Here is a 25,646-nt window from a genome sequence, read left to right as displayed (position 1 = left end):
GTTATTGTGATCGGTAGATGGATAGTAGGGATCGCATTTTTTCTCCAAGCTTCCCCTCGCTATCGTCATCTCAAAAAGTTCTTTCATAACCTTCTCGAAAACACTTCCTATCCGTATAAAAAGTTTTTTGATTATACGATGATGGTACTGATTGTTATCAGTGTTTATATCCTTGTACATCATGTTAAATATGAGGTAAAACCCGATTGGCTCTTTTTTAACAATTACGTTATTTCGGTTATCTTTTTGATCGAATATCTACTCCGATTTTGGGTCTACAGTGATAATTCCAAAGCGATTATCGAGCAGTACGAACACGATTTGTTTTTACAGCGTCCGTTCAAAATACTCACCGTATTGCATCATATTGTTTTGACTAAATCGAAATTTGTTTTTTCCACTTCCGCCATTATCGATCTGCTCGCCATTATGCCGTTTTTCCATGAGATGCGGTTATTGCGGGTCTTTATCCTTTTTCGGGTATTCAAACTTTTCCGCTATACCAAAAGCTTGCAGCAGTTTGTCTCTATCCTCTCGTCTAAAAAATTTGAGTTTCTCACATTGGGGATGTTTGCCGGTGTTATTATTACCGTTTCATCCGTTCTCATTTATGTTATGGAAGCAAATAACCCGGATTCTCCGATCAATACTCTGTTTGAAGCAGTCTACTGGTCGGTGGTAACGATTTTTACGGTCGGATACGGTGATTTTGTCCCTGTAACCAGTGAGGGCAGAACGGTTGCGATGGTCATCATCGTCGCGGGGATCGCGGTTATCTCTTTTGCCACTTCAATCGTCGTATCGGCATTTACCGAAAAGCTTGATGAGATCAAAGAGGATAAACTGATCGATGACGTCTCCAAGGTGGATCAGTTTTATCTCATTTGTGGCTATACCCCTTTAGCCGCACAAGTTGCCCACCGATTTTTAAAAACCGGTAAATCGGTCGTTATTTTAGAGAGCAATCACAAAAAAGTTGCCGAAGCACAAAAAGAGGGATTTTTAGCCCTTACACATAATCCTGCGTCTCTCCACTCGTATCATACGATCCGCATCAACTTTGAAACGCAAGTGATTGCGGCACTATTGCTGGAGGAAAGCGATGTTTTGAATGTCTACACGGCATTGACGATACGCGAAATTTCTAAAAAAGTTCAAATGCTCTCTATTTTGCATCATCATGAAAACCGCCGAAAGCTCTCATTGGCAGGTATCAACGAGATCGTCTATACGCAAGAACTCATCGGTTTGATGAGCAAAGAGGTGAGCGGACGACCGGTGGCATTTGAGGTAATTCACGCACTGCGTTCTGAAAACAGCGGTGTTTTTATCGAAGAGATTGTTTTAGATTCCATTATGGCGAATCAGTTTTTTGAGACGGCAAAACTCACTATGTTTCACAAGCGGCTCATCGTCCTTGGGGTTTATAAACAGTTGAGCAAATCATTTTTCTTTAACCCATCCAACTCTCTTTTGGTGGAAGAGGGTGATGTCGCTATTGTGGTGGGTACCCGCTCATTGATCGATGAGTTCAAGTCTTTGATGCGGAGGAAGAAAAGACGATGAATTATAACAGTGCAATCGTATTCGGATTTAATGAATATGCGAAACAAATAGCGGTGCAGATTGCATCGGAATATAGTTCTTTTGCTGTTTTTGTCATGAATGAATCAGAGCTGAATGCGGCAAAAGCGGCGGGGTTTGAAGCGGCATTGTTTGATTTAGGGGAAGATTGGAGAGTTATTGAGGATAAGTTTGATCCGAATAGTTTGATTGTTTTCTGCGCATTGGACAAAGATGCCGAGAATGTTTTTCTCACCATATCGCTTCGTTCGATTTTTGAAGAACTTCCTATCATTGCTTTGGCAGGAGACCATGAGAGTGCGGCAAAGATGAAAAGTGCCGGAGCTAACAAGGTGATGGCAACACAGCAGATTACCGCCAATATTATCACTGAGATGTTAGAGAAACCGACGGTGACCGAAGTACTGCATGATATTTTGTACGAGCAGTCATTTTTAAAAATCGCCCAAATCACGGTTCCGCAGAACTGTTTTTTAGTCGGGAAGCATCTGCATGAGATCGATTGGGGGGAAGAATTTGATATTCTTGTCCTCGCCATCGTCGATCATCAGCTCTCGGCAACGTTTAGTTTTACCTCAAAAGGGCACCACCATCATATCGATCCTGATGATGTTTTAGTGGTAGTCGGATACGATGACAGTATTATGGCGTTGTCTGAAGCGATGGGAGTGGTAAAATGAGGGTAGGGGTTATCGGAGCGGGTAAATGGGGGGAAGCGTTAGCGTTTGCTATGTCGGAAAAAAATGAGGTTATCATTACGTCACGTACTCCGCGTGATTGGGATAATTTCAGATCACTCGATGAAGTACTCCGATGCGAATACCTGATTATTACCGTTCCGGCACAGCAAGTCGCACAATGGCTTAAAGAGAATTTTACCTTTTCAGGGCAAAAGATTCTCGTTGCGGCAAAAGGGATCGAAGCCTCCAGCGGACGGTTTTTGAACGATATTTACGCAGATTTCATCCCTACGGGCAATTTGGCTTTTTTATCGGGTCCCTCGTTTGCTATCGAAGTAAAACAAAAACTTCCTACCGCTCTCGTGATCAATTCGGAGTCTCTGGAGACGGCAAGCGAATTTGCGGCACTTTTTCCGAGTTTTATCCGTACCTATACGAGCACGGATGTGATCGGGGCGGAGATTACGGGTGCGTATAAAAATGTCATCGCTATCGCGGCGGGAATTTGTGAGGGGCTCTCTTTGGGGCATAATGCGGCGGCGAGTTTGATCGCACGCGGGCTTGTCGAAATGCAGCGTTTCGGGAAAGCATACGGCGCGAGTGATGAGAGTTTTCTAGGGCTGAGCGGGGCAGGGGATCTGTTTTTGACCGCCAGTTCGTCGATGTCTCGTAACTACCGTGTGGGGCTTGGTTTGGCGAGTGGTAAAGACAAAGAGCAGGTCTGCGAGGAAATCGGTGAGGTGAGCGAGGGGATCGGAACGGCGTATGCGCTTCACGAGATTGCGTTAGAGAGAGGGATTTATCTCCCTATTGCGGCGGAAGTGTATGCTATTTTAGAGGGGAAATCACCTCGACAAAGTTTAAAAGATCTAATAGAGAGGTAATTAAATGCTAGTTCATATCGTGATGTTTCAGTTTAAAGATGAGAACAAAGAGTCGAATATGGTTCGTGTGAAAGAGATGCTCGAAGCACTTCCGGGGAAAATCAATACGTTGCATTCGATGGAAGTTGGGATTGACATCAGTCAAAGCCCCCGTTCGTTTGATATGGTTTTAGTCTCAATGTTTGAAGAACAGGCGGCATTGGACGTTTATGCGACTCACCCTGCTCATTTGGAAGTGGTGAGTGTGATCAAAGAGGTGACGACCCTCTCTAAAGTGGTCGATTATATACAATAAGGGTATGTGTGAACGAAGCGTTAAGTATAGAAGAAAATCCTATTAAGCCGTTTTATAACAAATATAAAATTCATCTCTCCGTTGCGGCGGCGGTACTCGTTGTCGGTGTCAGTGCATTTGCCCATTATAAAAATGAGCGGGTAAAAGGGGAGTTGGTCAAAGCGATCAGCGAATATCAAGAGGGGCTGGTAGTCATAGGCGGTGAGATGAAATACACTGCAATCGATTGCAGCGGTATTATTACGACCGATTGTGAGATTGAAGCGATAAAGTTTTCACTCATGGGGCAAGAACAGCTCTCCATCGGCGCTCTTCGTTTAGGTGATGTTGAAGAATTTGCTAAATTTAAAGCCTTCGGCAAAGGGGAAAATGTTGATGCTTCTATCGATATAGAAGCTGATAACGTGGTGCTACCTAAACCGCTTATTGCACAGTTGATTTCTCAAAATGTGAGCAATGCATTCCAACAAGACACTCTTGAGAAGCTAAATTCACTCAATTTTGCGCTCAAAGGCGAAGTAGAGGGGACGCAAACGAATATGAAGCATGTGGAAATAGAGCAATTCCGTATTGATAACGCGATCATGCCGTTTGAATTCTCGATGAGCGCTCGTGACGTTTCTAACGGTTCTCCTGACGCTATGATACTGGAACATTTCGCCCTTGTATTGGAAAACCGTGCAATATCCGATGTTACCTATGCCTCGGTTAAGAACTTTGCCGATACTCTCCCGCAAGAGGACAAGGCTTTATTTCTAAAAGAGTTTTCTCTTACCCCTATCGATATGAACGATAAAGATAAAGCGGCTGTTTCGATCAATACCGCGATTGCCAAACGGTTTGAATCTGATTTGCCCAATACTCAGGGAATCGTTGAAAAAGACTTGATTCGGGCAATGATTCAAATGCTCAAAGGTAAAGCCGATGAGATCACACTATCGGGTAAAAATCAAAAAGATATGACGATAATTCAAATACAAAATGCGTTGCAACAATCAATAGCGATGAGTGATGAAGAAGCGCGAAAATTTATGGATGATAAATTTAAAATAGAGGTTGAGACAGATTAGACTGTCTCATTTTTTGGCTATTTTATTTTTCTGGATTGACGCTCTTCGATGAGCATAGACCCTAACACTTCGACCACCTCTTTACTCGCTTTTTCTGCTTGTTTGAAATGCTCTATCATATTTGCCGCTTCTTGGGAACATTTATTGGATTTGACGCATTCAACGGCGGCTAAAATATTATCATGTACGGTTTTATGCGGTAACTCTAGTCTTCTAAAACTTGGAGTTTTACCGAATATCTCTGATCCTTTGCCCCCTTCTGCCCATTTACCTAATCGGCAGTGATGGTGGTCTGCAAACTCATCGTCTACTTTGAGGTTAAAGACGCTTTTGTACCCTTTTGCTTTAAAGAGCAAATGGTCAAGTTTTACCAAAATCATAAATACGGAATACAAAACATTGGTTGAGTCGTTATCGATGGTTTCGGTTTGGAGCCCTAAATGGGAGAGAACCTCGTTAAAAGACTCTAACTTGTTACTTGAAATGGATGAGATTTCCTCCATTGAGCTGGAGCGTTCATAAATTTCGGTAGCATTTTGTTTGAGGCTTTGGACACTGATCTCTACTTCTGCGGTCGCTTTTTGTGTTCGCTCAGCCAGTTTGCGTACTTCATCGGCAACGACGGCAAAACCGCGTCCGTGTTCTCCCGCACGTGCCGCTTCGATGGCAGCATTTAAGGCTAACAGGTTGGTTTGATCGGAGATGTCTTTGATAAGGCTGATAACCGAACTGATTGAATTGACACTCTCATTAAGCGAAGAGACTGAATCATAGTTTTGGGTAATATTGCTAACAAGATTCTGTTGAGTTTGTAACAGCTCGCTGATTTCATGATTGATTTTGGTCGTACTTGCACGGTTGTTTTTCGTAAGAACTTCGATGTCTTCTAAATGTTTGACGTTTTCCGATAAATCAGTTTGTAATTTAACGAGATCGTTCTGACAGGCATTGGTCAAACTCTCTGTCAGCTGACGGATGAGATCCGCCATTTTGGCTTGGGCTATTAATTCTTGATTCTCACGTAGTAAACGTTCATTTTCGTCTTTGAGAGAATTATTTTCTTTTTCAATTTTTTTTATCTGCTCTTGTAACGGGAAAAGCTGATCATCACAATTATGACTTTTAAAAAACATTTACGAGACTCCTGCATGAATAGGTGCAAAAAACCAGTTTGACGTAAAAACTGATAAATTTGTCAATGATTGTAATAAAAGAGCGTTTGTAAAAGGTTTCGTTAAACTGATTTTGGGTTAAAATAAGGGAAAAAAATGAGCAAATCGAATAATGAAAATCAAAAACAGTGATAAAACAATATTAATTGTTGAAGATGACGTGGAAAGTAACAATAACATATCGTATTTGTTAAGATCGAGATTTTCTGAAGTCCTAAGTGCGTATGACGGCATGGAGGGGTGGCGTATCTACTCGGAACGCATGCCTGATGTTATTTTAACGGATATTGAAATGCCCAAAATGGACGGGCTGGAGTTGATACGGCGAATACGTGAGAACGATAAAACCACTCCCATTATTGTTTTGAGCTCCTATTCGCATCAGCACTATCTCCTTGATGCGATACCTTTGAAACTCGAGGAGTATTTGATCAAACCGATCACACTGCCAAAATTGAACCAATTGCTCCGAATATTGGAACAAAATGATAAGCATGACGTATTGAAATGTGTGGATATTTCTGAGAACATACGGTACGATTTTCAAGCTAAAACGATTATACAAAACGGTATTGTTTTACGCCTCTCCCATTTAGAAATCTCATTATTGGAACTCTTATTAAAACGCAAAGAACAGATTGTCTCCTATGAAGAGATCGAGTATGCTCTCTATGGAACACAAGAGATCAGCCGCAATGCACTTAAAATTATCGTGAGTAATTTACGTAAAAAAGTGATCGGTCTTAATATACAAGTTACCCCAAAGCTAGGATATAGGCTTTTATGAACGAATTTGTCCAGTACACCTCAAAGTCACATTTGTTTAATCTGATCGATCAAACCGATAGTCGACTCTCATTTGTGGATAACGACTATATTTATCGTGCGGTAAACTACGCGTACGTTAAAGGATTTAATCGCCCCTATCGGGATATTATCGGGCATTCTGTCGAGGAGCTGTTAGGGAGTGAAACGTTTAATACTATCGTAAAACCCAATTTGGACAGAGCATTGGCGGGGGAAGAGATCAATTACGAATCGTGGTTTAATTTTAACGAAACCCAGCGATTGTATATGTTGGTGCGACACCATCCGATATACAATGATGAAAATCAGATTATCGGAGTGGTAGTTACTACTACCGATATTACCGAACACAAACTACTCGAAGAGGAAAAAGAGATACAAAACAGATTGTTTATTGAGCAATCGCGCATGGCAAATTTAGGAGAGATGGTCGCTTTTCTAGCACATCAGTGGAGACGTCCGCTCCACACGCTCTCTACCTATCTGTTGCGAATGCGTCTTAAATTATTGGAACAATCGTCTAATGCGCTTGATGAGGAGTTGGAGCGCGGAGAAGAGATTTTGGAGCATCTTTCGCAAAGTTTGGAAAGTTTATATCACTTTCATAGTGATAAAGCGGGCATTGTAAATGTCAAAATATCGGTAGAAGAGGTTAGGCATCTTTTAGATCCACATCTCATTATGTCAAATATTGTGCTCGACATCGATTTACCTGAGACGATCGCGATAAATACGAAAGTGCCGAGCAGTCAAGTGCTTCACCTTTTTTCGGTATTTATCGAAAATGCGATCGAGGCGCTCGAAAAATCAGATCGAAACGATAAAAAAATAAGAGTATGCGGATGGGAGAATGTAGAAGAAGTGATGATCGATATTCGTGATAACGGAGATGGGGTGAGCGTAGAACAAGCGCATTCGATTTTTGATCCGGGGGTGAGTAGCAAAAGTGATTCGGGACATGGATACGGGCTTTATTTTGCCCATAAAATCGTGACCGAACAACTAGGCGGATTGGTAGAACTGATTCCAAACGAAGAGGGGGCTTGGTTTCGGTTAACGTTTCCGAAAATTAACAAAACGGTATTGAAAATAGGAAGATAGATGGGATGGACATGCCAGCATGACAGCAAGGGGTTCTGTAAACTCTTAAAAGTCTCTTGTCAGCCCGGTATAAAAGGGTGTATCCTCAATAAAGGGGCTGAAGTCGTTTTTACGACGGGCAATTACGAAGAGGATAAAAAAAAGGCTGAATCTCAGAGCGAAGAGATCGATTTTAAAAAACTTGCAAGAAGCAACTAGCTGTTTTTAAGCGCTTCGATCTCTTCGGCTTTTTCTTCTATGGTTAAAAGTTCATCGACTTTTTCTTCATAGAGCGCTTTGGTTTTTTCGAGTTCTTCGGCTAAAACGCTAATTCCGATTTTTTCGTATTGTTTCGGATCGGCTAACGAGGCGTTCAGCTCATCGATCTTGGCTTCGAGTGCTTCGATCTCGACGGGAAGCGTTTGCAGTGCACGTTGTTCGTTAAAGGTGAGTTTGAGAACTTTCGGCTTTTCGCTCTGCTGGGTTACAGTAGCGGCTGCAGATTTGGAAAATTCCGCTTCCATCGCATCCATCTCAAGCAACTCTTTTTCATCTTCGAGGTATTCGCTGTAAGGTTTGTAGCTCTCTTCGATGGTGCCGTCCCCTTTGAAGATGAAGAGTTTTTTAGCGATCTTGTCGACGAAATATCTATCATGGCTGACGAGAATAACGGCTCCGGGGAAACTTTGGAGCTTCTCTTCGAGGATGTTGATCGTAGGGATATCGAGATCATTGGTCGGTTCATCGAGGATGAGACAGTCCACTTTTTTGGTAAAGAGGAGGGCTAGGGCGACACGGTTTTTCTCTCCGCCGCTGAGAACCCCGACCTTTTTATCGAGAAATTCACGAGGGAAGAGAAAGTTTTTGAGATAGCCGTAGACGTGGTAATCTTGCCCCATAACATCGACCCGATCTCCCCCGTGAGGACAGAAGGTTTCGATGAGGTTGAGATTATCATCGAGCATTTCACGGTGCTGATCGAAATAGCCGATGGTGAGCTCTCCCATCTTGATGATACCGTTCGTCGGTTTGAGCCGTCCTAGTAGAGCTTTGAGGAGGGTTGATTTACCGCTTCCGTTCGGGCCGACGACGGCGATGACGTCTTTTTGTAAAATTCGAGTGGAGAAATTACGGATCAACTCTTTATCTCCAAGTTTTAACCCTAACTTTTCGACTTCAAAGAGCATTTTTTGGCGGTTGACCCCTTCACCTCGGTTGAAGTGTTTGGCTTCGCGCTCGAGTTCCAGTTTCATTTTACGGATTTTGCTCGGATTGTTTTTGGCATCTTCTCGCAGTTGTAAGACTCTCTGCTTTCGTCCTTCATTCCGTTTTAGACGTGCTTTCACCCCTCGACGGAGCCACTCGTTTTCGGTTTTGAGGAGTTTGAGTAGGTTATCGTGCTGTTGCGCCATTGTCCGTAAGAGTTCTTGTTTTTGTTCCAGATAGTTGCTGTATCCGCCGCTAAATTCACGAAGGGCACAATCTTCTACCTCGATGGTTTTGGTTGCGATCTGATCGATAAAGTAACGGTCATGCGAGATGAAGAGCAAGGTAAAGCGCTCTTTGAGGATCAGCTCTTCGAGAAACTCCACCATGTAGACGTCGAGGTGATTGGTCGGTTCATCGAGGAGGAGAATATCGGGTTTAAGGAGAAGCAGCGAGGCAAGGGCGACTCGGCGTTGTTCACCACCGCTGAGGAGATTAACCTTTTTATCCTCATACTCTTTGAGCATGAAATGGTGCATCACCCGCTCAATTTTATCATCGAGATTCCATGCGTTGTGGTGATCGAGAAAGGTAGTGAGACGTGATTGCTCTTGTAAGAGCGTTTCATTATCATATTGTTCGGCGAGGAGGGCTGAAATCTCATCAAAACGGACTTTCGCTGTTCGTAGTTCCCCTAAACCCGCTTCGATCGCTTCACGAACGTTATGAGCGGGGTCAAACGCGGGGACTTGGGAGAGCATTTTGATCTCGATCCCCTGACGGTTGATCCGCTCCCCCTCATCGGCATCGAGAGAACCGTGGACAATTTTCATGAGGGTGGATTTGCCGCTGCCGTTTTTCCCGACGATAACGACCCGCTCACCTTCGTCGATATGGAAGTTGATGTTCTCTAAAATTTTTTGGGCTTCGTAGTGTTTGCTGACACCTAGGAGATCGACTAATGCCATATGTGTTTTATTCCTATATGAGGATACTTCTGCGAATTATAGCGGAAGGGAGCTTATGCGGTACATTTGGTTGTTTACCTTGGTTAACACTTACATGACTAAATTGTGACCGTTATATTGGTATAATTAATAAAACAAAATGAGGAGAACATTATTATGAAAACTAAATCAACTTTGATTTTATCCGTACTATTGGCAACTGCGGTGAACGTGAGTGCCGGTGAGATAGACGGAGGCGCGGTAGTAGGCAGTATGGTCGGTGCGGGAGTCGGTTCTGCAGTCGGTTCAGCAACCGGCGGTAAAAACGGTGCGATTATCGGCGGCGGGGTCGGCGGTGCATTGGGTGCTGCTGTCGGAAGCAAAGAGACAACTCGTTCTACAACCCAAGTGGTTACACGAGAGAAAGTAGTCTATGTAGATCGAGATCGTGAACACCACGATAACGGAAAGCATAAAGGGCATCATAAAAATCACAATCGCGATTGATTGTGAACGTCACCTCTTAAAAACAATGATTACGTGAGAGATACCACGTCGCAATCGCGTAATCGTTGTAGGGGGTTTCCCTCTGCGCGAGCGGGATCGAATCGTTACGGAGTTTACTTCGGATGATTCCGAAAACGATATACCCTAATAACAATCCGCCGATGGCGATAAACCAATCACTCTGCCACCACACCAGCAATCCGATCATATAATTTCCATAACTGAGAAACCATCCTAATAGTCGTGCATAAAAACGACATTGTCTAGTCGGTAATGTCGGTGTGGGATCAATATGAAAGGTTAAATGCTCATTATTCATACGAAATGACTAAAGCTGCATTTTAGGCTCAGACGGTGGTTCGCTTTGAGCCATCAATGTCTCTTCCGTATGTTCAACTTCAGGTTGAACAAATACCTGCTCAAAAATCTCTTGTGCCGTGCTCCAACGGTTCTCTTTGGAATTGAGCATCACAATGAGACAGTCGTTGCCGTCTTTTTTGGCGCGGGCGATGAAACAAGCTCCCGCTTTAGAGGTGTATCCTGTCTTAACCCCTACCGCATATTCGTATTTCCCCAAAAGATGGTTGTGGGTTTTAGCTACGAATTTTCGGTTGTTATTGAGCGCATAATAGGTATGTTCATTTTGACGAGTAATATCGTTGAAGAGAGTATTTTGGATCGCATATTCGGCTAAATGGAGAAGATCAAGCGGGGTGGAGTGGTGGATACCGATGTCAAAGCCGCACGGATTGGTAAAAACGGTGTTGTCCATCCCGATTTGTACCGCTTTGAGGTTCATCATTTGTACAAACGTATTGAGATCTCCTCCAACAGCTATTGCAATCGCCATTGCCGCGTCATTATCGGATTTGATCATAGCGGCTTTGACCAAATCCTCAAGACGTATGACCTCCCCCTCTTTGTAGCCTGCTTTGGTCGGCTCAACTGCTATCATTTCGGCAGTAATCGTTACGGGGCGATCCAAATTCCCTTGTTCGATTGCCAACATAGCGGTCATAATTTTGGTCAGGCTGGCAGGTTTGACCTCTTTGAGAGCCTCTTTATCGTAGATGATTTCACTGTTTGTGAGCTTTTTGACAATAAGTGCTTCTACATTGAGTTTATCAAGTCTCTCTTTGTCAACCTCTGCGTGTAGTGAGAGGGAGAAAAAAAGTGCAAAAAGGGCTAAATATCGATATATCATACGTTTCGGTAACTTTTTAAAGGAATAGTTCTATTTCTTTATGATTCCTGAAAAATGTAAACAACGGGTCAATTGAGGGTAACTTCACCGTTTTTTTGATCGAGGTGTGGAAAATCGGAACGTATCACATTGTGCCAACATTTCTGTGTTACAATTATTTTAGTTCCAAAAAAAGGGTCATTATGTTTTCAGAATTTAAAAAGTTTCTTATCAGCGGAAATGTTGTCGATATGGCTGTCGGTTTTATCTTCGGTGCGGCATTTGCTACGGTAGTAAAATCGTTGGTTGCCAATATCATTATGCCGCCGGTGGGGTTGCTGATGGGCGGAGTCGATTTTTCATCGTTATTTATCGCATTGGACGGTAAAGAATACCCCTCACTCTCTGCGCTTGATGCGGCAGGTGCTCCGGCGATTAAGCTCGGGGTATTTTTTAATGATGCGATCTCATTTACCATTTTAGGTTTTGTGATGTTTATGATGGTCAAAGCCTACAACAAGCTTAAAGCCGCCGAACCTGTTGCCGCATCAGCACCAACGACGAAAATATGTCCTGAATGTGCGATGGAGATCCCTTTAGCCGCGAAGACATGTCCTCACTGTAGATCAATACAATAATTTAGGCGCTCGTATCGAGTACATTCCCCCCTAAAGAGGTGATTTTCTCATCGATTTTAGCCAAAGCTTTATCGAGTGTTTCATACGAGATATCAGGGAGTTTATCTCCCCACAGTTTTTCTGCTTCGTTAAACCCCTGTATGATTCCCTCCCGACCCGCTTTGAGTTTTTCGAGATCGTCACCGCCGCCGCTTAATACAAAATCCGATAGTCGCGCGGATGTTTGAGAGATTCCAAAAAATCCCTCTTCACTGACTAACGCTTTTGCTTCCTCAGGATTCATATCGGCGATCGGTTTTCCGGTATAGCCTATCGATTCAAAATCGATGGAATTGAGAATATCTTTGACTTTTGACCAATCAAAAGGTGCACTTTGAGCTTGGAGGTTGTTGGATGAATAGCTCTCTATTTGGAGAGAATATTCGACGAGGTATGCTTGGGAGAGGGTTTTACCCGAAATCTCTCCGCTTTTGATTTTTTCTTTAAAGTCTTGAGTCTCTTTGTCGTTTAATCCCAACGCACTTTTGGTGTAAGGATTGATCGATGTTCCGGTTCCGATTTGCATAAAAGCTCCTTTAGAACTGTATCCTATACTATCGGCAAATTACTCATAGCGTAAAGCGTCGATAGGGTTGAGTCGTGCCGCTTTGCGTGCCGGAAAATAGCCGAATACGATCCCGACGAGGGTGGAAAATAAAAAAGCGATGATGACGATCATCGTGTTAAAGATCAGAGGAAGATCAAAAAAGATACTGATCCCGATCCCAAAACCGATCCCCAAGAGAACCCCTATCACCCCTCCGAGTGAAGAGAGGACGATCGCTTCGACCAAAAACTGCAATAGTACCTCTCTTTCCAGTGCTCCTATGGCGAGCCGTATCCCGATTTCACGGGTACGTTCGGTGACAGAGACGAGCATAATATTCATGATCCCGATCCCTCCGACGAGGAGGCTTATTGTCGCTACAGCACCCAGTAAAACGGTGAGCATTTTGGTGGTGGAGGTGAGAGTTTGTACCACTTCACGTAAATCCCGAACATTGAAATCGTCTTCATCGCCGCTGCGGATATGGCGACGTTCGCGCATCATCCCCGTGAGAGAGGATTTTATATTTTCGATGTTTGACGCATTTTTTGCCGAGAGCATGATGATTGAAATATCTTGGTTTCCGCTGATGCGACGTTGGAACATACGGATCGGGACGACGATAATATCATCTTGATCCATTCCGAACATCGAGGCTCCTTTGGGGTGGAGCAGTCCGATTACTTTGCACGAAAAGTTCCCCAGTCGTATCGAGGCACCGATGGGATCTTGATCCCCGAATAGCTCTTTACGTATGGTTTCTCCGATGACACAGACCGCTTTTCCCCCTTGAAGTTCCGCCGGAGTAAATGCCCTTCCCGATTCAAATACCCAATCTTTGACAGTGAAATAGTCGTTATCGCTTCCGTCGATGGAGGTGGAGTAGTTCTGGTTTCCATAGACCGCCTGCATCCCTTTGGACGCGACGGGTGCGACCCCTTTTAATCCGCTGATTTCACGCTGAATGGTGGTAATGTCATTATGGGTGAACCGTTTTGCGGTGGCATCGGTTCCCTGAGGTCCGTGACGATCTTGCCCCGGACGGATAATGAGCATGTTACTGCCGAGTTTGGAGATGCTGTTGGTGACGTAGGCGGTGGTCGCATCCCCGAGCATGACCATGGCGATGACCGAAGCGACTCCGATAACGATCCCCAAAGTGGTGAGGATCGAGCGCAATGCACTACGGCGAATCTCTCGTAGAGCCAAGATAAAGGCATTCCAGATCATGTATGCGCCTTGTCGATCAGTCCGTCACGAAAGCGGATAGTTCTTTGAGCATAGGATGCCATATCATCTTCATGCGTGACCATAATAATCGTAATCCCTTTGTCACGGTTAAATGAGCGTAACAGCTCCATGACTTCGATGCTTTTGGCACTGTCGAGATTCCCCGTCGGCTCATCGGCGAGGAGAATGAGCGGATCGGTGACGATAGCACGGGCGATTGCGACACGCTGTTGTTGACCGCCGGAGAGTTCACCCGGTGTGTGATGGGCGACATGTTCCAATCCGACGCTTTTAAGCGCTTCGAGGGCTTTGGCTCGACGAGTCTCAGCATCTATCCCCCGATAGAGCAGCGGTAGCTCTACGTTTTCAACGGCTGAGGTTTTTCCCAACAGATTGAACCCTTGAAAGATAAAACCGATGTAGTTACGGCGTAGTAGCGCGCGCTGATCCCGACTCAGCGAGGTGACATTGACCCCTTCAAAGAGATAATCTCCACTGGTAGGGGTATCGAGGCATCCGATGATGTTCATCGCTGTCGATTTCCCCGACCCGCTGGGACCCATAATGGCAACAAATTCTCCATGCTCAATCGATAGATCGATCCCGCGCAGGGCATAGGCGGCCGCTTCTCCCTCTCCGTAGGATTTGGTGACACCCTCAAAGGCGATAACCGTGTTTTTCATCCCTAATTCTCTTGAATTCCGACGATAACCGTATCGTTTGTTGTGAGTTTAGAAGCGAGAATGGCGGTAGAAACCCCGTCGCTTTGTCCCGCCGTTACGTCGATTTTTATCGGCTGGTTATTTCGAAGTATCCACACCGATTTAGTGTTGGTGTTAGTATTATCTTGCGCTTTTTTGGTTTTGTCATTTTTATCTTTTGGAGGGGTAAATCGAAGTGCCGCATTAGGGACGGTGAGCATACGGTGCAACACTCCCGTGATTACCTGAGCGGTGGCCGTCATTCCGGGGCGTAGTTTTAAATCTGCATTAGGGACTTCGACGACGGCATCGTAGGTAACGACACCGTTGAGTATTTGAGAATTCAAACGAAGCTGTGTTATTACCCCTCTAAACTCTTGATTCGGATAGGCATCGACGCTAAAGGTTACGTTTTGATCCTCTTTCACCTCTCCGATATCGGCTTCATCGACACTGACGATCACTTTCATAGTGTTCAAACTTTTTGCCATCGTAAACAAAACGGGAGTTTGCATAGCCGCAACCACCGTTTGCCCCGGTTCCACTTTTCGGTTGAGGACGATCCCCTCAATCGGAGAAACGACGACCGCTTTTCGGAGGTTATCTTGACCGATGGCGAGTTCTGCTTGAGATTGTTGTGTTTGGGCAATGGCGGCGGCTACGGATGCTTTTGCCGATAGGAGGGCGTTATCGGCTTCATCTACCGCTTGTTTGGAGGGGTAATTCCCTCCGGTAGAGGTGTACATTTTGTGTACCCGTTCCCATTCGTTTTGGGCATTGGCGAGAGTTGCCTTTGCCACGGAGACATTCGCTTGGGCACGCTGCAAAGCGGCTTTGGCGCTTGTGACGTTAGAGGTGAGTTTTGTGGTATCGATCCGTGCCATGAGCTGTCCGACTTGGACGCGGTCGTTATAATCGACGAGGACATCGGTAATGGTTCCCGAAACCTCGATCCCTACATCGATGGTATTGGTGGGTTCCAGATTTCCCGTAGCGGAGACGGAGGTTGTGAGATCTTTTATCTGCACGGGAGCGGTAATGTATTGCGTTTTTTCACTTTGGTTTTGCTTGACCCACAGCACTCCGGCGACTGCGGCAAGTATTAGCACAAACACAGCAATAGCGTATTTTTTAAACGGTGATTTTTTTGGTGCATCGACTCCAAGCGTTTGTTTGATCGATTCGGTCGTTGGGTTCATCGGAGCTCCTTGGAAGTGTTGAGGGAAAAGTGGAGTTTGGCTAACTCGATTTGGATATTGATCTCATTGATTTTGATCTCTAGCTCTTCGATCGTTTTGGTGTTTTGGAGTGTTTGGAGATCATAGCCCGTTTTGGTTCCGACATTGACACCGGCTTGGAGTGCGCGAATCAATTCATCGTAGAGGATGAGGTTTTTAGTCGTGATAGCGATGTAGTCTCGGTAGCTTTGAATTTTTTCAAACACTTGGGCATATTGGGCGTTCAGTTCTCTTTTTTTATCGGCAGTTTTAGCCGCTTCTTTGAGATAGGTCGCTTGTGCTTCTTGGATCGTTGCTGAGGCGTTATAGACCAGCGGCAGTGTGAGTTGAACCCCAGCACTGTAATAATCTCCTCTGTAGTCTCCGCTGAGTTCTTTGGGATCGTAGTTACGATATCCGACAGAGCCATTAAGTGCGATAGAAGGGAGATAATTGGTAGCCGTTACCTCGGAGAAATTTTTGAGAGTATCGCTTTGCGCTTGTGCGTATTGTAAATCAAATTGGTTCGACATATAGTGCTCTTTAGCGATCATCTCAAATCGGGGGATCGGAAACGTTTCAGGGGTGAGATCGCTGATTTTTGCAATTTCCAAACGCTGTTCACTGAGCGCATATTTGAGGGAGATGAGGGTTTTTAGTTCATTACTTTTTGCCATGAACGCATTGTTTAGCTCAGTAATATCCACTTTTCCCGCATCGTAGAGTTGACGTTTGATAAAGATTTCGATCTCTTTGTTATCCAGACGTTTTTGACTTTGTTCCACCAAAGTACCGTTTTTTTGGTAGGTGAGGAGTGCGAGAAACAACTGTTGATTCAACGCCGCAATTTGTTGTTGATAGGCTATGGTCTCACTTTGTTTTTTGGCATCGGCGTAACGAATTTGATACATGATCCCGCCGGAGCGAAAGATGTCCTGAGAGATAGACGCGGAGATATTTTCGGTGTCACTATGATAATCACCCGTAGCGCTTTTGTCATAGCTATACGACGCATTGAGATTCAGCGGTGCGATCCAGTTCGTGCGGAGTTTTTCGTGTTCGGATTCATAAATAGATTGTTGTTGACGTAATATCTCTTGTTTTTCGCCGGAGAGGAGCGCATCATCACCGCCGTAGAGGTTAGTCATGAGAAATAAAGGTAGTGTAGCTAAATATCTTTTTTTCATCTCATCAGTGTATTCCTTTTTCGGTAACAAAAAAGTAAATCATGTCAATGAAATATAAATAGATAAAAAATAATTCTACACTTTTAGTGCAATCGGCTCGCATAGATATTTTTTATCTTTGGCGACCCGCGCACATTTCTCACATATAAACTTCGGCTTTTTGACAATCTTGATGATTTTTTTGAAATCGGTAGCTAATTCATTTTTTTTGAGTTTGCATAGTGTTTTCATGATAACCTCCGCACCCCAAAAAAGGGGATAAAATTAATCTAAATGTTCCCGTTTAAAATACTCTCGTCCCGCTTTGCACAATGGACATGCAACCGGAGCTTTTTTCCCGCGGTGGATATGTCCGCACACTTCGCAGACCCAAATCTCATCCTCTTCACTGGCAAAGAAACCATCGGCGATCAATGCTTCTTTGAGGGCGGCGTATTCACGTTCGTGCTCCACTTCGACTTTGCCGATGGCAGTAAAAAGCCGTGCTAACTCTTTATGTCCTTCGGCGGTTGCGATTTCGGCAAAGTTGGGATACATCACCGTGTGTTCATAGTTTTCTCCACCCATAGCGCTGTCGAGATTGGCGGCCGTCGCATCGACATCACAGCCGTGGATTAGTTTATGATACGCTTTGTACTCGGCACGGGCGTGGTACATCTCGTTATGTGCCGCTTCTCGAAAATGGCGCTCAACCGCGTGCCATCCTTCATCATGGGCGATGTCGGCAAAGAGTTCATATTTATTCCGCGCCATACTCTCACCTCCGAATGCTTTCATCAGGTTGACTGCCGTGAGACTTTTAGTGATCATCTCCATCTCATGTCCGCAGCAGACGAGAGTTCCCCCTCCGACGTTTTGTACTTCGACTTCATTTCCGCACGTATTGCAGTGGTAGGTTTCGTATTGACGCATAGTGACTCCTTTAAGGTTCATAACTCAATTGTAATGGAGTTTATATAAGATTGCATTAACGGCGTATTAACCGATTTCGAGTTTACTCTGAGATTGGATAAAATACCGATAATTAAATATCTATGTATTATAGGAAAATCGTGATTACCCGTCCCCTCATACTGTTCACCTGTACCCTTTCATTCGCTTGTGCCGAAGAGATACTTCAGCTCGATAAAATATCGGTCGAAGAGACCTATAGCGTCATCGAAGAGCGCAAAGATAACTCCATCGCAAAACGTATCATCAAAGGTGAAGAGTTGAGCCAGTATGGCGATATGAATGCGTTAGAGATGCTTAAACGTACCCCCGGAGTGACGATTAGTGACGGTAAGGGAAAAAAAGGTTCTCCCGGTAAGGGATATACGAAAGTATTGATCGACGGGGAAGAGGTATCTTCGACAAAGCGGGGGAATCCGTTGGAACAGATCAACCCCGATATGATCGAACGGGTCGAGGTGATGACCAACGGTTCTTCGGAGTATACCGCCGAGTCGATGGGGGGGATCGTCAATATCGTTTTGAAAAAACCCGCTTCCGAGGGGAAAACGATCGCGAAACTCACCGCAGGTGCCTATAGCGGTGAGCCGCTGAGCTCCGTGTTCGCACAGCGAGAGGGGAAAAGCGGAAAACTCTCCTACCTCTTTAATACGACGTTAGCGGATAATTCTCAAGATGATTCTACCTCAACTCATACGAGTACATACGATCAAAACATGGATACCGATGGACGTTTCCGATCCCTCAGTTTGAACACGAAACTCATCTATACCCCCTCATCGAGTGATAAATATATGTTTGACGGTGCCCTCAATCGGAGTGATTACACTAAAAACACTTTCAAACACCGATACGGCGGTATAAACCAGAATATTGATCAAAACGACGAGGGAGATTCCCTGATGCTGTGGAGCAAGCTTTCAGGCACCCATAATCTCTCAGGGAGAGAGCTTGTCGAATGGAAGCTCAAATACCATGAAAACGATTCTGAGGGGATAACTCGCAGTGATGATGGGACGACGAGACGTGAACAGCATGATGAGGGATCTTTCCGCGTTCTCGGAGTTGAGGGGAGTTACTCATTGGCGTTGGATGAGCATTTTATCAAAACAGGAGCTGAGATCAAACGTTTGCATCAGCGTGATGATGTCATCAACTATACGAGCGGGATCGTAAGCTCGGAGGATCATCAACGTCTTCGTGAAGATAAAGGTGCGTGGTATGTTCAAGATGAAATCACCCTCGGGGATAAAACGGTTGTTACTCCGGGGATTCGTTTTGAGCGTTCGCTTCGACAATTTGATCAGACGGTCAATATCGGTTATGTTGCCCCTTCGCTTCATGCTCTCTACAAACTGAGTGAAAACGATAACCTCCGTGCGAGCGTTGCCAAAACGGTGAAATTGCCCCGCTTGAGCGAACTCTCCGCCTCCCTAGACAGTTCACTCGATCAAAATGATCTAAATCACCCCGATGTCACCGGAACCCCAAACCTCAAAGAGGAGAGGGCGCTTAGTTACGAGGTGCGTTATGAACACTTTTTTGAGGATAAAGGGATCGTGAGTATCGGCGGATTTTATCGTAACATCAGCGACAAGATCGAAAAAATGACCACGTATGATGCAGGTAGCGGACGATACGTAGAACGTCCTGAAAACAGCGGTGAGGGAAAACTGTGGAGTTTGGAATTCGAACTCAAAAAATCGCTTGATCGTTATATGAGCGGTTTGGGTGTTTTTGGAAATGTGACGTTTCAAGACTCATCACTGGCGAGTAACGGGGTGAAACGTACCATCAAAGGGACTAACGATTACCTCTACAACATCGGGATTGATCATACCCTCAAAGAGTACCGTTTAACCTACGGTGCGGCATATCGCTATGTCAGCGGATACGATGACCCTATCGATGAAAACGGCGTATCTGAGTCGCAAGCGGGATACGGGACACTCGATCTTTACGCGACCAAACGGCTTAATCCGACCTATAAACTGGGGCTAAATCTCAAAAATATTACCCAAGAATCGGTTGTAACTACCACAACAGGGTACAGCGATACCCAAATTGATCGTGAAAACTCCCGATTCCATTTTCTCGTCACGCTCGATGGGCGTTGGTGATTGACGGATAAACAAAATAATATCCAAACTTAAAGCGTCAATTTAGGGGTAATTCATTAACCGTTTGTAGGCTAAGATGGTTACTATTCTTACACTACACTTTTGGGAGACACCTATGAAAGACAATGAACCTACCCTTGAATCGATCGAAGACTATGATACGCTCAAAGGTTCCAAGAAACGGACCGTATGGACGGTTATCATTATAGGATTGCTCATGGGCGTAATTTTTGTAGCGGCAAAGAGCTTTTATGGTAATGTGAACGATTCAATCCCTGTAGAAGAATCGATTGGCAAAGTACCCGTAAAATAATGGTAAAATTCCCCTTTTTAAACCAAGGAATTTTATGATTGCAACCATTATCGGTGTTTATACCCTCGTTATTTTCATCCGTCTCTATGTGAGCGTGATGCAGATCGGCTATATCAATCAAATCAAGCGCAAAGGTGCTGTTTTGATGGGTGCAAAGGAGTATTTGGATGCGGCGAATTACGCCGTAGCCAAAGAAAAACTCGCTATGGTTGAAACGTTTGTCGAGTTTGGACTCTTTTTGATGTGGATGGGGGGGATGATGGGATGGCTTGATTCCTCATTAGCCGCCCAAAGTCCGACAACTCAGATGATCGGTGCGGTGATGGGGTTGCTGTTGATTAACGGCTTGGTCACATTGCCGTTTGGTTGGATCTCTAAATTCAAAATCGATGCGCAGTACGGGTTTAATCGCTCATCACTAGGACAGTTTATCAAAGATACACTGATCAGTACCCTCTTGATGCTCGTGATCGGGAGTTTGATCGTTTGGGTTATCGGTATGATCATTACTTCGAGCACATTATGGTGGTTGTGGAGCTTTGCTTTCATATTTGCCGTTGTGATCGCGATCAATATGTTTTTTCCGACCATTCGGGCTCTCTTTTTTGATAAAGTGACTCCGTTAGAAAACGGCGATTTACGCGAAAAAATCGAAGAGTTGATGGCTAAAACAGGGTTTGTGAGCAGCGGAGTGTTTGTGAGTGATGCGAGCAAACGTGATGCCCGTTTGAATGCTTATTTTGGCGGTTTGGGTAAAACCAAACGGGTCGTGTTGTTTGATACCCTTATCCAAAAGCTCTCTCCGAACGAACTGATTGCGGTATTGGGGCATGAACTTGGGCACTATGCTCACGGTGATCTCTATAAAAACATTGCGATGGTGGGAGCGATGCTCTTTGGAATGTTCGCACTGTTTGGGAACCTTCCCGAAACTCTTTATATGGAGCTTGGGGTGGCACAATCTCCACAGATCGTTATGATGCTCTTTATCCTCCTCCTTCCGCTTGTCAGTTTTATCATGATGCCTTTGATGGGGATAATGAGCCGTCACAACGAATATGAGGCAGACCAGACCGGCGCGGAACTCGGCGGTGCGGAGCATTTGGTCAATGCGCTCAAAAAATTGGTAGCGGAAAACAAAAGCTTTCCCCTCTCTCATCCGATCTATCGCTTTTTCCATACCACCCATCCTCCGGTTGTAGATCGACTCCGTGCCTTGGGGTACGATATTCATATCAATCCGGATGAGGGATACGCCGATCCATGTCCAAACGATTAAAAGAACTGCACGAAGCGATTAGCGAGTGCTTACGCTCCGTCGTCGAATCTCCGCGCCGTGAGGCGGAACTCCTTCTAATGGCGTATCTGGAGAAAGATCAGCTCTACTTTATCACCCATCAAGACGATCTCATCGATGAAAATGAACCGAGGCTTTTAGAATGGATAGAGAAACGTTCCGCAAACGTTCCTCTCGAATACCTTACCAACCGTGTCAGCTTTTACAGCCGTGAGTTTTACATCGATGATGGGGCATTGATTCCTCGACCTGAGACGGAGCATTTGATTGATGAGATTTTTGCCCGCCTCAAAAGTGATGAGGATATTACCATCGTCGAAGTGGGGGTAGGGAGTGGAATCATCTCGATTATATTAGCCCGCTATTTTACGAAAGCCCGCTTTATAGCCGTTGATATTTCTCCCAGAGCGTTAGCGGTGGCACGACGAAACATCGAGGCTTTTGGTCTTGGTGATCGGATTGAACTGCGCGAGGGGGATTTGCTCTCGTGTGTGAATGAGCCGATCGATCTTTTGGTCTCGAATCCCCCCTATATCGCCCACGATGCGCCGTTGGAGTCGAATCTCTCATATGAGCCGCAAAATGCCCTTTTCGGAGGTGAAATCGGTGATGAGATTATCCGCCGTTTGTTGGATGAAGTGTATGCGCGCCATATCCCGATGTTTGTGTGTGAAATGGGGTACGATCAACGGATCAAAGTGCAGGAATATCTAAAACCATTTTCGGTACAATCGTTGGAATTTTATAAAGATTTAGCCTCGTTCGATCGGGGATTTGTATTAAAGGCTCTCCATGAATAAAAAAGCTATGGTTGATGTTATGTATCTTTTACTCATTGCTATGACTGCGGGTGCTGTTTTAGTGTTAGGTGCGTTTGTCGCCGCTGTCGTATTTCACTCTGAAATCTATCTCACCTTACCGCTATTATCCCGTTATGAAGAGGGGAAAATCATGGGGGAGATATTCCGCCGTTTTACCTATTGGGCGTATTTTATGAGTATCGTCATTACGGTGTATGAAGTTTCACGCTACAAAGTGATGCAGATCGATAAAATAGCAATCCTCAGTGCGATGGGATCTCTCTCGACGCTGTTATTGTTTAGCGCCGTATATACCCCGAAAATTTTAGAGTATCAAGTGCGCGGCGAAGCGGCGATTGATGGATCCTTCGAAGCGCTTCACAAAGCGAGCGAGATCGATTTTAAAATTTTGTTACTCATGTTAGTGATCCTTTTTGGACGTAGAGCTTATTTGATGGCGGTGAAAAAATGATCCGATTTGAGAACGTCACCAAACGCTTCGGCAAACGTGAGATCCTTCGCGGGGTAAACCTAGAGATCGAGAAGGGTAAAACAACCGTTATTTTCGGAGTATCGGGGGGCGGTAAATCGACGATCATTAAACACATGGTCGGATTGCTCAAACCTGACAGCGGTACGATCAGCTACAAAGGGTCTCGTATCGATAATGTGGATGAGACGACATTGCGTGAAATCCGAAAACAGATAGGCTTTTTGTTTCAAAGCGGGGCATTATTTGACAGCATGAACATCCGTGATAACGTTGCGTTTCCGATGAACGAGCATCAAAAATTGACCCCTAAAGAGCTTGATTACAAGATCGATGAAAAGCTCACTATGGTAGGACTTGACCCCCAAATTGTCAAATCGCTCTATCCCGAAGAGCTCAGCGGTGGGATGCGTAAGCGTGTCGGATTGGCACGTACCCTTGCGTTGGAACCGGAGGTGATTTTGTACGATGAGCCGACATCAGGGCTCGATCCCGTCACTAGTGACTTTATTACCCAAATGATATGCCGATTGCGCGATGAGATCGGCATGACTTCGATTCTGATCAGCCACGACATTGCCGAGAGTTTTAAAGCGGGGGACAACTACGCGATGCTCTTTGAGGGGAAAATTGTCGAAACGGGGGATAAAGAGTCGTTTAGAAACTCACCCAATGCTGTCGTTCAACAGTTCATCCATGCCCGCTCCGAGGGACCGATAGCGTTTCATTAACCTTTCAAAGGGGAAGACCGTATTTTAGACGTGATGAATCTTGAGTTGATAAAACACTAGAGATACGTTCTAAAATAGCATTGACCCGCACCAGATACTCAGATAATATCATATGGTACTTATCGGCAGCTGCACTATTGACTTCCAACTCCCCTAATATATCCATAAGCGAACGGATAAAATCGCGATGCTTCAAACAGTTTTTACACACGGCAGTATTTGAACACATTCCAGAATTCATCGTAAAATAGGCTTCTTCCGTGGCAATGCTGAGTCGGGTAAAATAATCGCTCTTTGATCCATCGGGAAAACTAAGGAGAACTTGAATATCTCGAAACTGCTCTTGAGCCTTTTTAATAATATTTTCCACTGTTTTATCCTATGAATTAAAATGTGGATAATTATAGCCCAAAAAAGTAAAAATGCAATGAAAAAATATTATTTTATATGTATAAGTATTTGTAATTAATGAGCTTAAGTACGAATTGAAATAAGTGTGAAAAGGGGATTATCTTCCGCCGAATTTTTTGGTCCACCACTCTTGCGGAGTGAGTGTTTTTTCCCGTAGATGCTCTTCATCAAAGTTAAATTCATAGTGGGCGCAGTATTCGAGGAGGGTCGCATAGGCATCATTGATTTGCGTGCTCATGGCGTGAGCGGTAGCCGTATCATCAGGGTGTTTGTCGGGATGCCATTGTTGCATCATGGATTTGTATCGGGATTTGATGTCGGAGAGGGTAGCTTTGTCGCTCAGACCAAGGAGCGTTTTGGCCTTTATGAGCGTGACAAAAGAGAGCATGGAAAGAGAGGTTAGTCTCTTTGTTGACGCATGAACGTCGGTACGTCTAAGAAATCTTCGGTATAGTCACCGTTGGCAACCATGGCAGGGCGAACCACAACACGAGGTTTGGCAACACTCGCCGCAGCAGCAACCGCTTCTTTGTTTTCGAATTCGGAGTTATTGATCCCCAAAGAGGCTTTTTTCTCGAAACCGGTAGCGACGAGGGTAATACGGATAAAGTCTTTTGCTAAAGACTCATCGGTAGTGGTACCGAAGATAACATCCGCTGATTCGTCCACGCTGTTATGGACAACATCCATAGCCGCAGAGAGTTCCATAAACGGAAACTCAGGGTGCATGCTGAAGTGAACCAATACACCGAGTGCACCGTTAACCGACATGTTATCAAGAAGCGGTGATTCGATAGCGTTTTTGATCGCTTCGTATGCCGCATTGTCCCCTTTGTATTCACCTACACCCATAAGTGCCAAACCGCGATGGCTCATAACGGTTTGCAAATCGGCGAAGTCAAGGTTGATGTCGTTGTCGCCGCTGGCGAGGATAACACCAGAGGTTCCGCTAACAGCGCGAGCAAGTACGCTGTCAACGATTTTAAAGCTCTCTTTGATACCGAGTTTCGGATCGATGATCGAGAGGAGTTTATCGTTCGGGATAACAACGATACAATCGGATTCGTTTTTCAACTCTTGAAGACCGTCTTCAGCCAATTTGAGACGTTTTTTACCTTCAAACGAGAATGGCTTCGTCACAACCGCGATGGTCAATGCACCGACATCTTTAGCACATTTAGCGATGATCGGAGCCGCACCCGTACCGGTTCCGCCGCCAAGCCCTGCCGCTACGAAAACAATATCCGCACCCTGCAATGCACGTGTCAAATCTTCATAGCTCTCAATAGCAGACTCTTTACCTACTTCAGGTTTCATCCCTGCACCCAACCCTTTGGTGAGTTTTGCACCGAGTTGGATTTTGGTCGCGGCTGAGCCTTGCTCCAATACTTGAGCATCGGTATTTGCGATGATGAGTTCAATACCCGGGATTTGCTCTTTGAGCATATATCCGATCATGTTACCGCCGCCGCCGCCGACTCCGACTGCTACGATACGTGCTCCTGATAGAGTTGTTGATTCTTCAATTGAAAATGGTTCCATGCTTGCTCCTTGACGTG

General features: G+C 44.8%; 30 protein-coding genes and 1 pseudogene. 16 read left to right on the top strand and 15 right to left on the bottom strand.

Annotated features, from left to right (window positions below; all coding sequences use genetic code 11):
- Window positions 1-6: 6 nt before the first annotated feature.
- Genes VFW36_RS01425 through VFW36_RS01405 form a run of 5 tightly spaced genes read left to right on the top strand, consistent with a single transcriptional unit; the run spans window position 7 to window position 4,513 of the window.
- Complete coding sequence (locus VFW36_RS01425; protein ID WP_329657040.1) at window positions 7-1,566, top strand: ion transporter; 1,560 nt, start codon at window positions 7-9, stop codon at window positions 1,564-1,566.
- Entirely contained in the window at window positions 1,563-2,264 is a 702-nt protein-coding gene (locus VFW36_RS01420) for an NAD-binding protein (RefSeq protein ID WP_329657039.1), read from the top strand. Before VFW36_RS01425 ends, VFW36_RS01420 begins: the two co-directional genes overlap by 4 nt.
- A complete protein-coding gene (locus VFW36_RS01415; RefSeq protein WP_329657038.1) occupies window positions 2,261-3,148 on the top strand; it encodes an NAD(P)H-dependent glycerol-3-phosphate dehydrogenase in 888 nt (295 codons plus the stop codon). Before VFW36_RS01420 ends, VFW36_RS01415 begins: the two co-directional genes overlap by 4 nt.
- 4 nt (window positions 3,149-3,152) lie before the next feature.
- A complete protein-coding gene (locus tag VFW36_RS01410; protein ID WP_329657037.1) occupies window positions 3,153-3,443 on the top strand; it encodes a Dabb family protein in 291 nt (96 codons plus the stop codon).
- 8 nt (window positions 3,444-3,451) lie between these two features.
- Window positions 3,452-4,513: a hypothetical protein gene (locus tag VFW36_RS01405; protein WP_329657036.1), complete on the top strand. Its 1,062-nt coding sequence runs from the start codon at window positions 3,452-3,454 to the stop codon at window positions 4,511-4,513.
- 17 nt (window positions 4,514-4,530) lie between these two features.
- Here the strand turns inward: VFW36_RS01405 and VFW36_RS12505 are convergent, their stop codons facing one another.
- Both VFW36_RS12505 and VFW36_RS12500 read right to left on the bottom strand, forming a co-directional pair.
- Window positions 4,531-4,893, bottom strand: coding sequence for a CZB domain-containing protein (locus VFW36_RS12505; RefSeq protein ID WP_414720213.1), 363 nt, complete (start codon window positions 4,891-4,893; stop codon window positions 4,531-4,533).
- 81 nt (window positions 4,894-4,974) lie between these two features.
- A pseudogene (locus tag VFW36_RS12500) lies at window positions 4,975-5,502 on the bottom strand (methyl-accepting chemotaxis protein); the annotation flags it as partial.
- A gap of 295 nt (window positions 5,503-5,797) precedes the next feature.
- Here VFW36_RS12500 and VFW36_RS01395 point away from each other — a divergent pair.
- Genes VFW36_RS01395 through VFW36_RS01385 form a run of 3 tightly spaced genes read left to right on the top strand, consistent with a single transcriptional unit; the run spans window position 5,798 to window position 7,791 of the window.
- On the top strand, window positions 5,798-6,472 hold the full coding sequence (locus VFW36_RS01395) for a response regulator transcription factor (protein WP_329657034.1): 675 nt from the start codon (window positions 5,798-5,800) through the stop codon (window positions 6,470-6,472).
- Window positions 6,469-7,593 (top strand): PAS domain-containing sensor histidine kinase, encoded by a 1,125-nt coding sequence (locus VFW36_RS01390; protein ID WP_329657033.1) that lies wholly within the window; start codon window positions 6,469-6,471, stop codon window positions 7,591-7,593. Before VFW36_RS01395 ends, VFW36_RS01390 begins: the two co-directional genes overlap by 4 nt.
- On the top strand, window positions 7,594-7,791 hold the full coding sequence (locus tag VFW36_RS01385; RefSeq protein ID WP_329657032.1) for a hypothetical protein: 198 nt from the start codon (window positions 7,594-7,596) through the stop codon (window positions 7,789-7,791).
- Here VFW36_RS01385 and abc-f read toward each other — a convergent pair.
- Window positions 7,788-9,746, bottom strand: coding sequence for a ribosomal protection-like ABC-F family protein (gene abc-f / locus VFW36_RS01380; RefSeq protein WP_329657031.1), 1,959 nt, complete (start codon window positions 9,744-9,746; stop codon window positions 7,788-7,790). The genes VFW36_RS01385 and abc-f overlap by 4 nt on opposite strands.
- Window positions 9,747-9,902: 156 nt before the next feature.
- On the opposite strand from abc-f, the gene VFW36_RS01375 reads away from it, so the two are divergent.
- On the top strand, window positions 9,903-10,232 hold the full coding sequence (locus VFW36_RS01375) for a glycine zipper domain-containing protein (protein WP_329657030.1): 330 nt from the start codon (window positions 9,903-9,905) through the stop codon (window positions 10,230-10,232).
- A 16-nt stretch (window positions 10,233-10,248) separates the two neighbouring features.
- Here the strand turns inward: VFW36_RS01375 and VFW36_RS01370 are convergent, their stop codons facing one another.
- Window positions 10,249-10,440 carry a hypothetical protein gene (locus VFW36_RS01370; protein WP_329657029.1) on the bottom strand — a complete coding sequence of 64 codons (192 nt, stop codon included), beginning with the start codon at window positions 10,438-10,440 and terminating at the stop codon, window positions 10,249-10,251.
- Window positions 10,441-10,560: 120 nt separating this feature from the next.
- Entirely contained in the window at window positions 10,561-11,436 is an 876-nt protein-coding gene (locus VFW36_RS01365; RefSeq protein WP_329657028.1) for a D-alanyl-D-alanine carboxypeptidase family protein, read from the bottom strand.
- A 182-nt stretch (window positions 11,437-11,618) separates the two neighbouring features.
- Between VFW36_RS01365 and mscL the strand changes: the two genes are divergently transcribed.
- Window positions 11,619-12,053 carry a large conductance mechanosensitive channel protein MscL gene (gene mscL, locus VFW36_RS01360; protein ID WP_329657027.1) on the top strand — a complete coding sequence of 145 codons (435 nt, stop codon included), beginning with the start codon at window positions 11,619-11,621 and terminating at the stop codon, window positions 12,051-12,053.
- Between the two features lies 1 nt (window position 12,054).
- On the opposite strand, the gene VFW36_RS01355 is transcribed toward mscL, so the two are convergent.
- The 7 genes from VFW36_RS01355 to VFW36_RS01325 form a co-directional block, all read right to left on the bottom strand.
- Window positions 12,055-12,618 carry a hydrogenase-4 component G gene (locus tag VFW36_RS01355; RefSeq protein ID WP_329657026.1) on the bottom strand — a complete coding sequence of 188 codons (564 nt, stop codon included), beginning with the start codon at window positions 12,616-12,618 and terminating at the stop codon, window positions 12,055-12,057.
- Window positions 12,619-12,657: 39 nt separating this feature from the next.
- Window positions 12,658-13,869, bottom strand: a complete 1,212-nt coding sequence (locus VFW36_RS01350) for an ABC transporter permease (RefSeq protein ID WP_329657025.1) — start codon at window positions 13,867-13,869, stop codon at window positions 12,658-12,660.
- Complete coding sequence (locus VFW36_RS01345) at window positions 13,866-14,552, bottom strand: ABC transporter ATP-binding protein (protein WP_329657024.1); 687 nt, start codon at window positions 14,550-14,552, stop codon at window positions 13,866-13,868. Before VFW36_RS01345 ends, VFW36_RS01350 begins: the two co-directional genes overlap by 4 nt.
- Before the next feature lie 2 nt (window positions 14,553-14,554).
- Window positions 14,555-15,769: an efflux RND transporter periplasmic adaptor subunit gene (locus tag VFW36_RS01340; protein WP_329657023.1), complete on the bottom strand. Its 1,215-nt coding sequence runs from the start codon at window positions 15,767-15,769 to the stop codon at window positions 14,555-14,557.
- The gene (locus VFW36_RS01335; protein WP_329657022.1) at window positions 15,766-16,935 is read right to left on the bottom strand and encodes a TolC family protein; all 1,170 of its coding nucleotides are present in this window, start codon (window positions 16,933-16,935) and stop codon (window positions 15,766-15,768) included. The genes VFW36_RS01340 and VFW36_RS01335 overlap by 4 nt, the downstream gene beginning before the upstream one ends.
- A 114-nt stretch (window positions 16,936-17,049) precedes the next feature.
- Complete coding sequence (locus tag VFW36_RS01330) at window positions 17,050-17,205, bottom strand: hypothetical protein (protein ID WP_329657021.1); 156 nt, start codon at window positions 17,203-17,205, stop codon at window positions 17,050-17,052.
- A 33-nt stretch (window positions 17,206-17,238) separates the two neighbouring features.
- Complete coding sequence (locus VFW36_RS01325; protein ID WP_329657020.1) at window positions 17,239-17,886, bottom strand: ferritin family protein; 648 nt, start codon at window positions 17,884-17,886, stop codon at window positions 17,239-17,241.
- A 140-nt stretch (window positions 17,887-18,026) separates the two neighbouring features.
- Between VFW36_RS01325 and VFW36_RS01320 the strand changes: the two genes are divergently transcribed.
- From VFW36_RS01320 to VFW36_RS01295, 6 genes are all read left to right on the top strand, one after another.
- The gene (locus VFW36_RS01320; RefSeq protein WP_329657019.1) at window positions 18,027-20,045 is read left to right on the top strand and encodes a TonB-dependent receptor; all 2,019 of its coding nucleotides are present in this window, start codon (window positions 18,027-18,029) and stop codon (window positions 20,043-20,045) included.
- A 115-nt stretch (window positions 20,046-20,160) separates the two neighbouring features.
- Window positions 20,161-20,358 (top strand): hypothetical protein, encoded by a 198-nt coding sequence (locus VFW36_RS01315; RefSeq protein ID WP_329657018.1) that lies wholly within the window; start codon window positions 20,161-20,163, stop codon window positions 20,356-20,358.
- 34 nt (window positions 20,359-20,392) lie between these two features.
- Complete coding sequence (locus VFW36_RS01310) at window positions 20,393-21,637, top strand: M48 family metallopeptidase (RefSeq protein ID WP_329657017.1); 1,245 nt, start codon at window positions 20,393-20,395, stop codon at window positions 21,635-21,637.
- Entirely contained in the window at window positions 21,622-22,455 is an 834-nt protein-coding gene (gene prmC, locus VFW36_RS01305) for a peptide chain release factor N(5)-glutamine methyltransferase (protein WP_329657016.1), read from the top strand. The genes VFW36_RS01310 and prmC overlap by 16 nt, the downstream gene beginning before the upstream one ends.
- Window positions 22,448-22,927: a DUF4149 domain-containing protein gene (locus VFW36_RS01300; protein ID WP_329657015.1), complete on the top strand. Its 480-nt coding sequence runs from the start codon at window positions 22,448-22,450 to the stop codon at window positions 22,925-22,927. Before prmC ends, VFW36_RS01300 begins: the two co-directional genes overlap by 8 nt.
- Window positions 22,924-23,676 (top strand): ABC transporter ATP-binding protein, encoded by a 753-nt coding sequence (locus VFW36_RS01295; protein WP_329657014.1) that lies wholly within the window; start codon window positions 22,924-22,926, stop codon window positions 23,674-23,676. Before VFW36_RS01300 ends, VFW36_RS01295 begins: the two co-directional genes overlap by 4 nt.
- A 4-nt stretch (window positions 23,677-23,680) precedes the next feature.
- Here the strand turns inward: VFW36_RS01295 and VFW36_RS01290 are convergent, their stop codons facing one another.
- The 3 genes from VFW36_RS01290 to ftsZ all read right to left on the bottom strand — a co-directional run bounded on the left by VFW36_RS01290 (window position 23,681) and on the right by ftsZ (window position 25,629).
- Window positions 23,681-24,046: a hypothetical protein gene (locus VFW36_RS01290; protein ID WP_329657013.1), complete on the bottom strand. Its 366-nt coding sequence runs from the start codon at window positions 24,044-24,046 to the stop codon at window positions 23,681-23,683.
- 138 nt (window positions 24,047-24,184) lie between these two features.
- On the bottom strand, window positions 24,185-24,475 hold the full coding sequence (locus tag VFW36_RS01285) for a J domain-containing protein (RefSeq protein WP_329657012.1): 291 nt from the start codon (window positions 24,473-24,475) through the stop codon (window positions 24,185-24,187).
- Between the two features lie 11 nt (window positions 24,476-24,486).
- Window positions 24,487-25,629 (bottom strand): cell division protein FtsZ, encoded by a 1,143-nt coding sequence (ftsZ, locus tag VFW36_RS01280; protein ID WP_329657011.1) that lies wholly within the window; start codon window positions 25,627-25,629, stop codon window positions 24,487-24,489.
- Window positions 25,630-25,646 lie beyond the last annotated feature (17 nt).

Source organism: Sulfuricurvum sp. (assembly GCF_036279695.1).
Classification (GTDB): Bacteria; Campylobacterota; Campylobacteria; order Campylobacterales; family Sulfurimonadaceae; genus Sulfuricurvum.
Note: the sequence above shows the minus strand (reverse complement) of the source record. Positions and strands in the feature narration are given on the sequence as shown.

Coding starts and splice junctions, on each gene's coding strand:
- mscL (WP_329657027.1), top strand. CDS start 11,619: ATGTTTTCAGAATTTAAAAAGTTTCTTATCAGCGGAAATGTTGTCGAT.
- VFW36_RS01295 (WP_329657014.1), top strand. CDS start 22,924: ATGATCCGATTTGAGAACGTCACCAAACGCTTCGGCAAACGTGAGATC.
- VFW36_RS01390 (WP_329657033.1), top strand. CDS start 6,469: ATGAACGAATTTGTCCAGTACACCTCAAAGTCACATTTGTTTAATCTG.
- VFW36_RS01395 (WP_329657034.1), top strand. CDS start 5,798: ATGAAAATCAAAAACAGTGATAAAACAATATTAATTGTTGAAGATGAC.
- VFW36_RS01330 (WP_329657021.1), bottom strand. CDS start 17,205: ATGAAAACACTATGCAAACTCAAAAAAAATGAATTAGCTACCGATTTC.
- VFW36_RS01335 (WP_329657022.1), bottom strand. CDS start 16,935: ATGACTAACCTCTACGGCGGTGATGATGCGCTCCTCTCCGGCGAAAAA.
- VFW36_RS01375 (WP_329657030.1), top strand. CDS start 9,903: ATGAAAACTAAATCAACTTTGATTTTATCCGTACTATTGGCAACTGCG.
- VFW36_RS01285 (WP_329657012.1), bottom strand. CDS start 24,475: ATGCTCTCTTTTGTCACGCTCATAAAGGCCAAAACGCTCCTTGGTCTG.
- VFW36_RS01325 (WP_329657020.1), bottom strand. CDS start 17,886: ATGCGTCAATACGAAACCTACCACTGCAATACGTGCGGAAATGAAGTC.
- VFW36_RS01415 (WP_329657038.1), top strand. CDS start 2,261: ATGAGGGTAGGGGTTATCGGAGCGGGTAAATGGGGGGAAGCGTTAGCG.
- VFW36_RS12505 (WP_414720213.1), bottom strand. CDS start 4,893: ATGATTTTGGTAAAACTTGACCATTTGCTCTTTAAAGCAAAAGGGTAC.
- VFW36_RS01350 (WP_329657025.1), bottom strand. CDS start 13,869: ATGATCTGGAATGCCTTTATCTTGGCTCTACGAGAGATTCGCCGTAGT.
- prmC (WP_329657016.1), top strand. CDS start 21,622: ATGTCCAAACGATTAAAAGAACTGCACGAAGCGATTAGCGAGTGCTTA.
- VFW36_RS01420 (WP_329657039.1), top strand. CDS start 1,563: ATGAATTATAACAGTGCAATCGTATTCGGATTTAATGAATATGCGAAA.
- ftsZ (WP_329657011.1), bottom strand. CDS start 25,629: ATGGAACCATTTTCAATTGAAGAATCAACAACTCTATCAGGAGCACGT.
- VFW36_RS01365 (WP_329657028.1), bottom strand. CDS start 11,436: ATGATATATCGATATTTAGCCCTTTTTGCACTTTTTTTCTCCCTCTCA.
- VFW36_RS01300 (WP_329657015.1), top strand. CDS start 22,448: ATGAATAAAAAAGCTATGGTTGATGTTATGTATCTTTTACTCATTGCT.
- VFW36_RS01310 (WP_329657017.1), top strand. CDS start 20,393: ATGATTGCAACCATTATCGGTGTTTATACCCTCGTTATTTTCATCCGT.
- VFW36_RS01315 (WP_329657018.1), top strand. CDS start 20,161: ATGAAAGACAATGAACCTACCCTTGAATCGATCGAAGACTATGATACG.
- VFW36_RS01370 (WP_329657029.1), bottom strand. CDS start 10,440: ATGATCGGATTGCTGGTGTGGTGGCAGAGTGATTGGTTTATCGCCATC.
- VFW36_RS01410 (WP_329657037.1), top strand. CDS start 3,153: ATGCTAGTTCATATCGTGATGTTTCAGTTTAAAGATGAGAACAAAGAG.
- VFW36_RS01355 (WP_329657026.1), bottom strand. CDS start 12,618: ATGCAAATCGGAACCGGAACATCGATCAATCCTTACACCAAAAGTGCG.
- VFW36_RS01385 (WP_329657032.1), top strand. CDS start 7,594: ATGGGATGGACATGCCAGCATGACAGCAAGGGGTTCTGTAAACTCTTA.
- abc-f (WP_329657031.1), bottom strand. CDS start 9,746: ATGGCATTAGTCGATCTCCTAGGTGTCAGCAAACACTACGAAGCCCAA.
- VFW36_RS01340 (WP_329657023.1), bottom strand. CDS start 15,769: ATGAACCCAACGACCGAATCGATCAAACAAACGCTTGGAGTCGATGCA.
- VFW36_RS01345 (WP_329657024.1), bottom strand. CDS start 14,552: ATGAAAAACACGGTTATCGCCTTTGAGGGTGTCACCAAATCCTACGGA.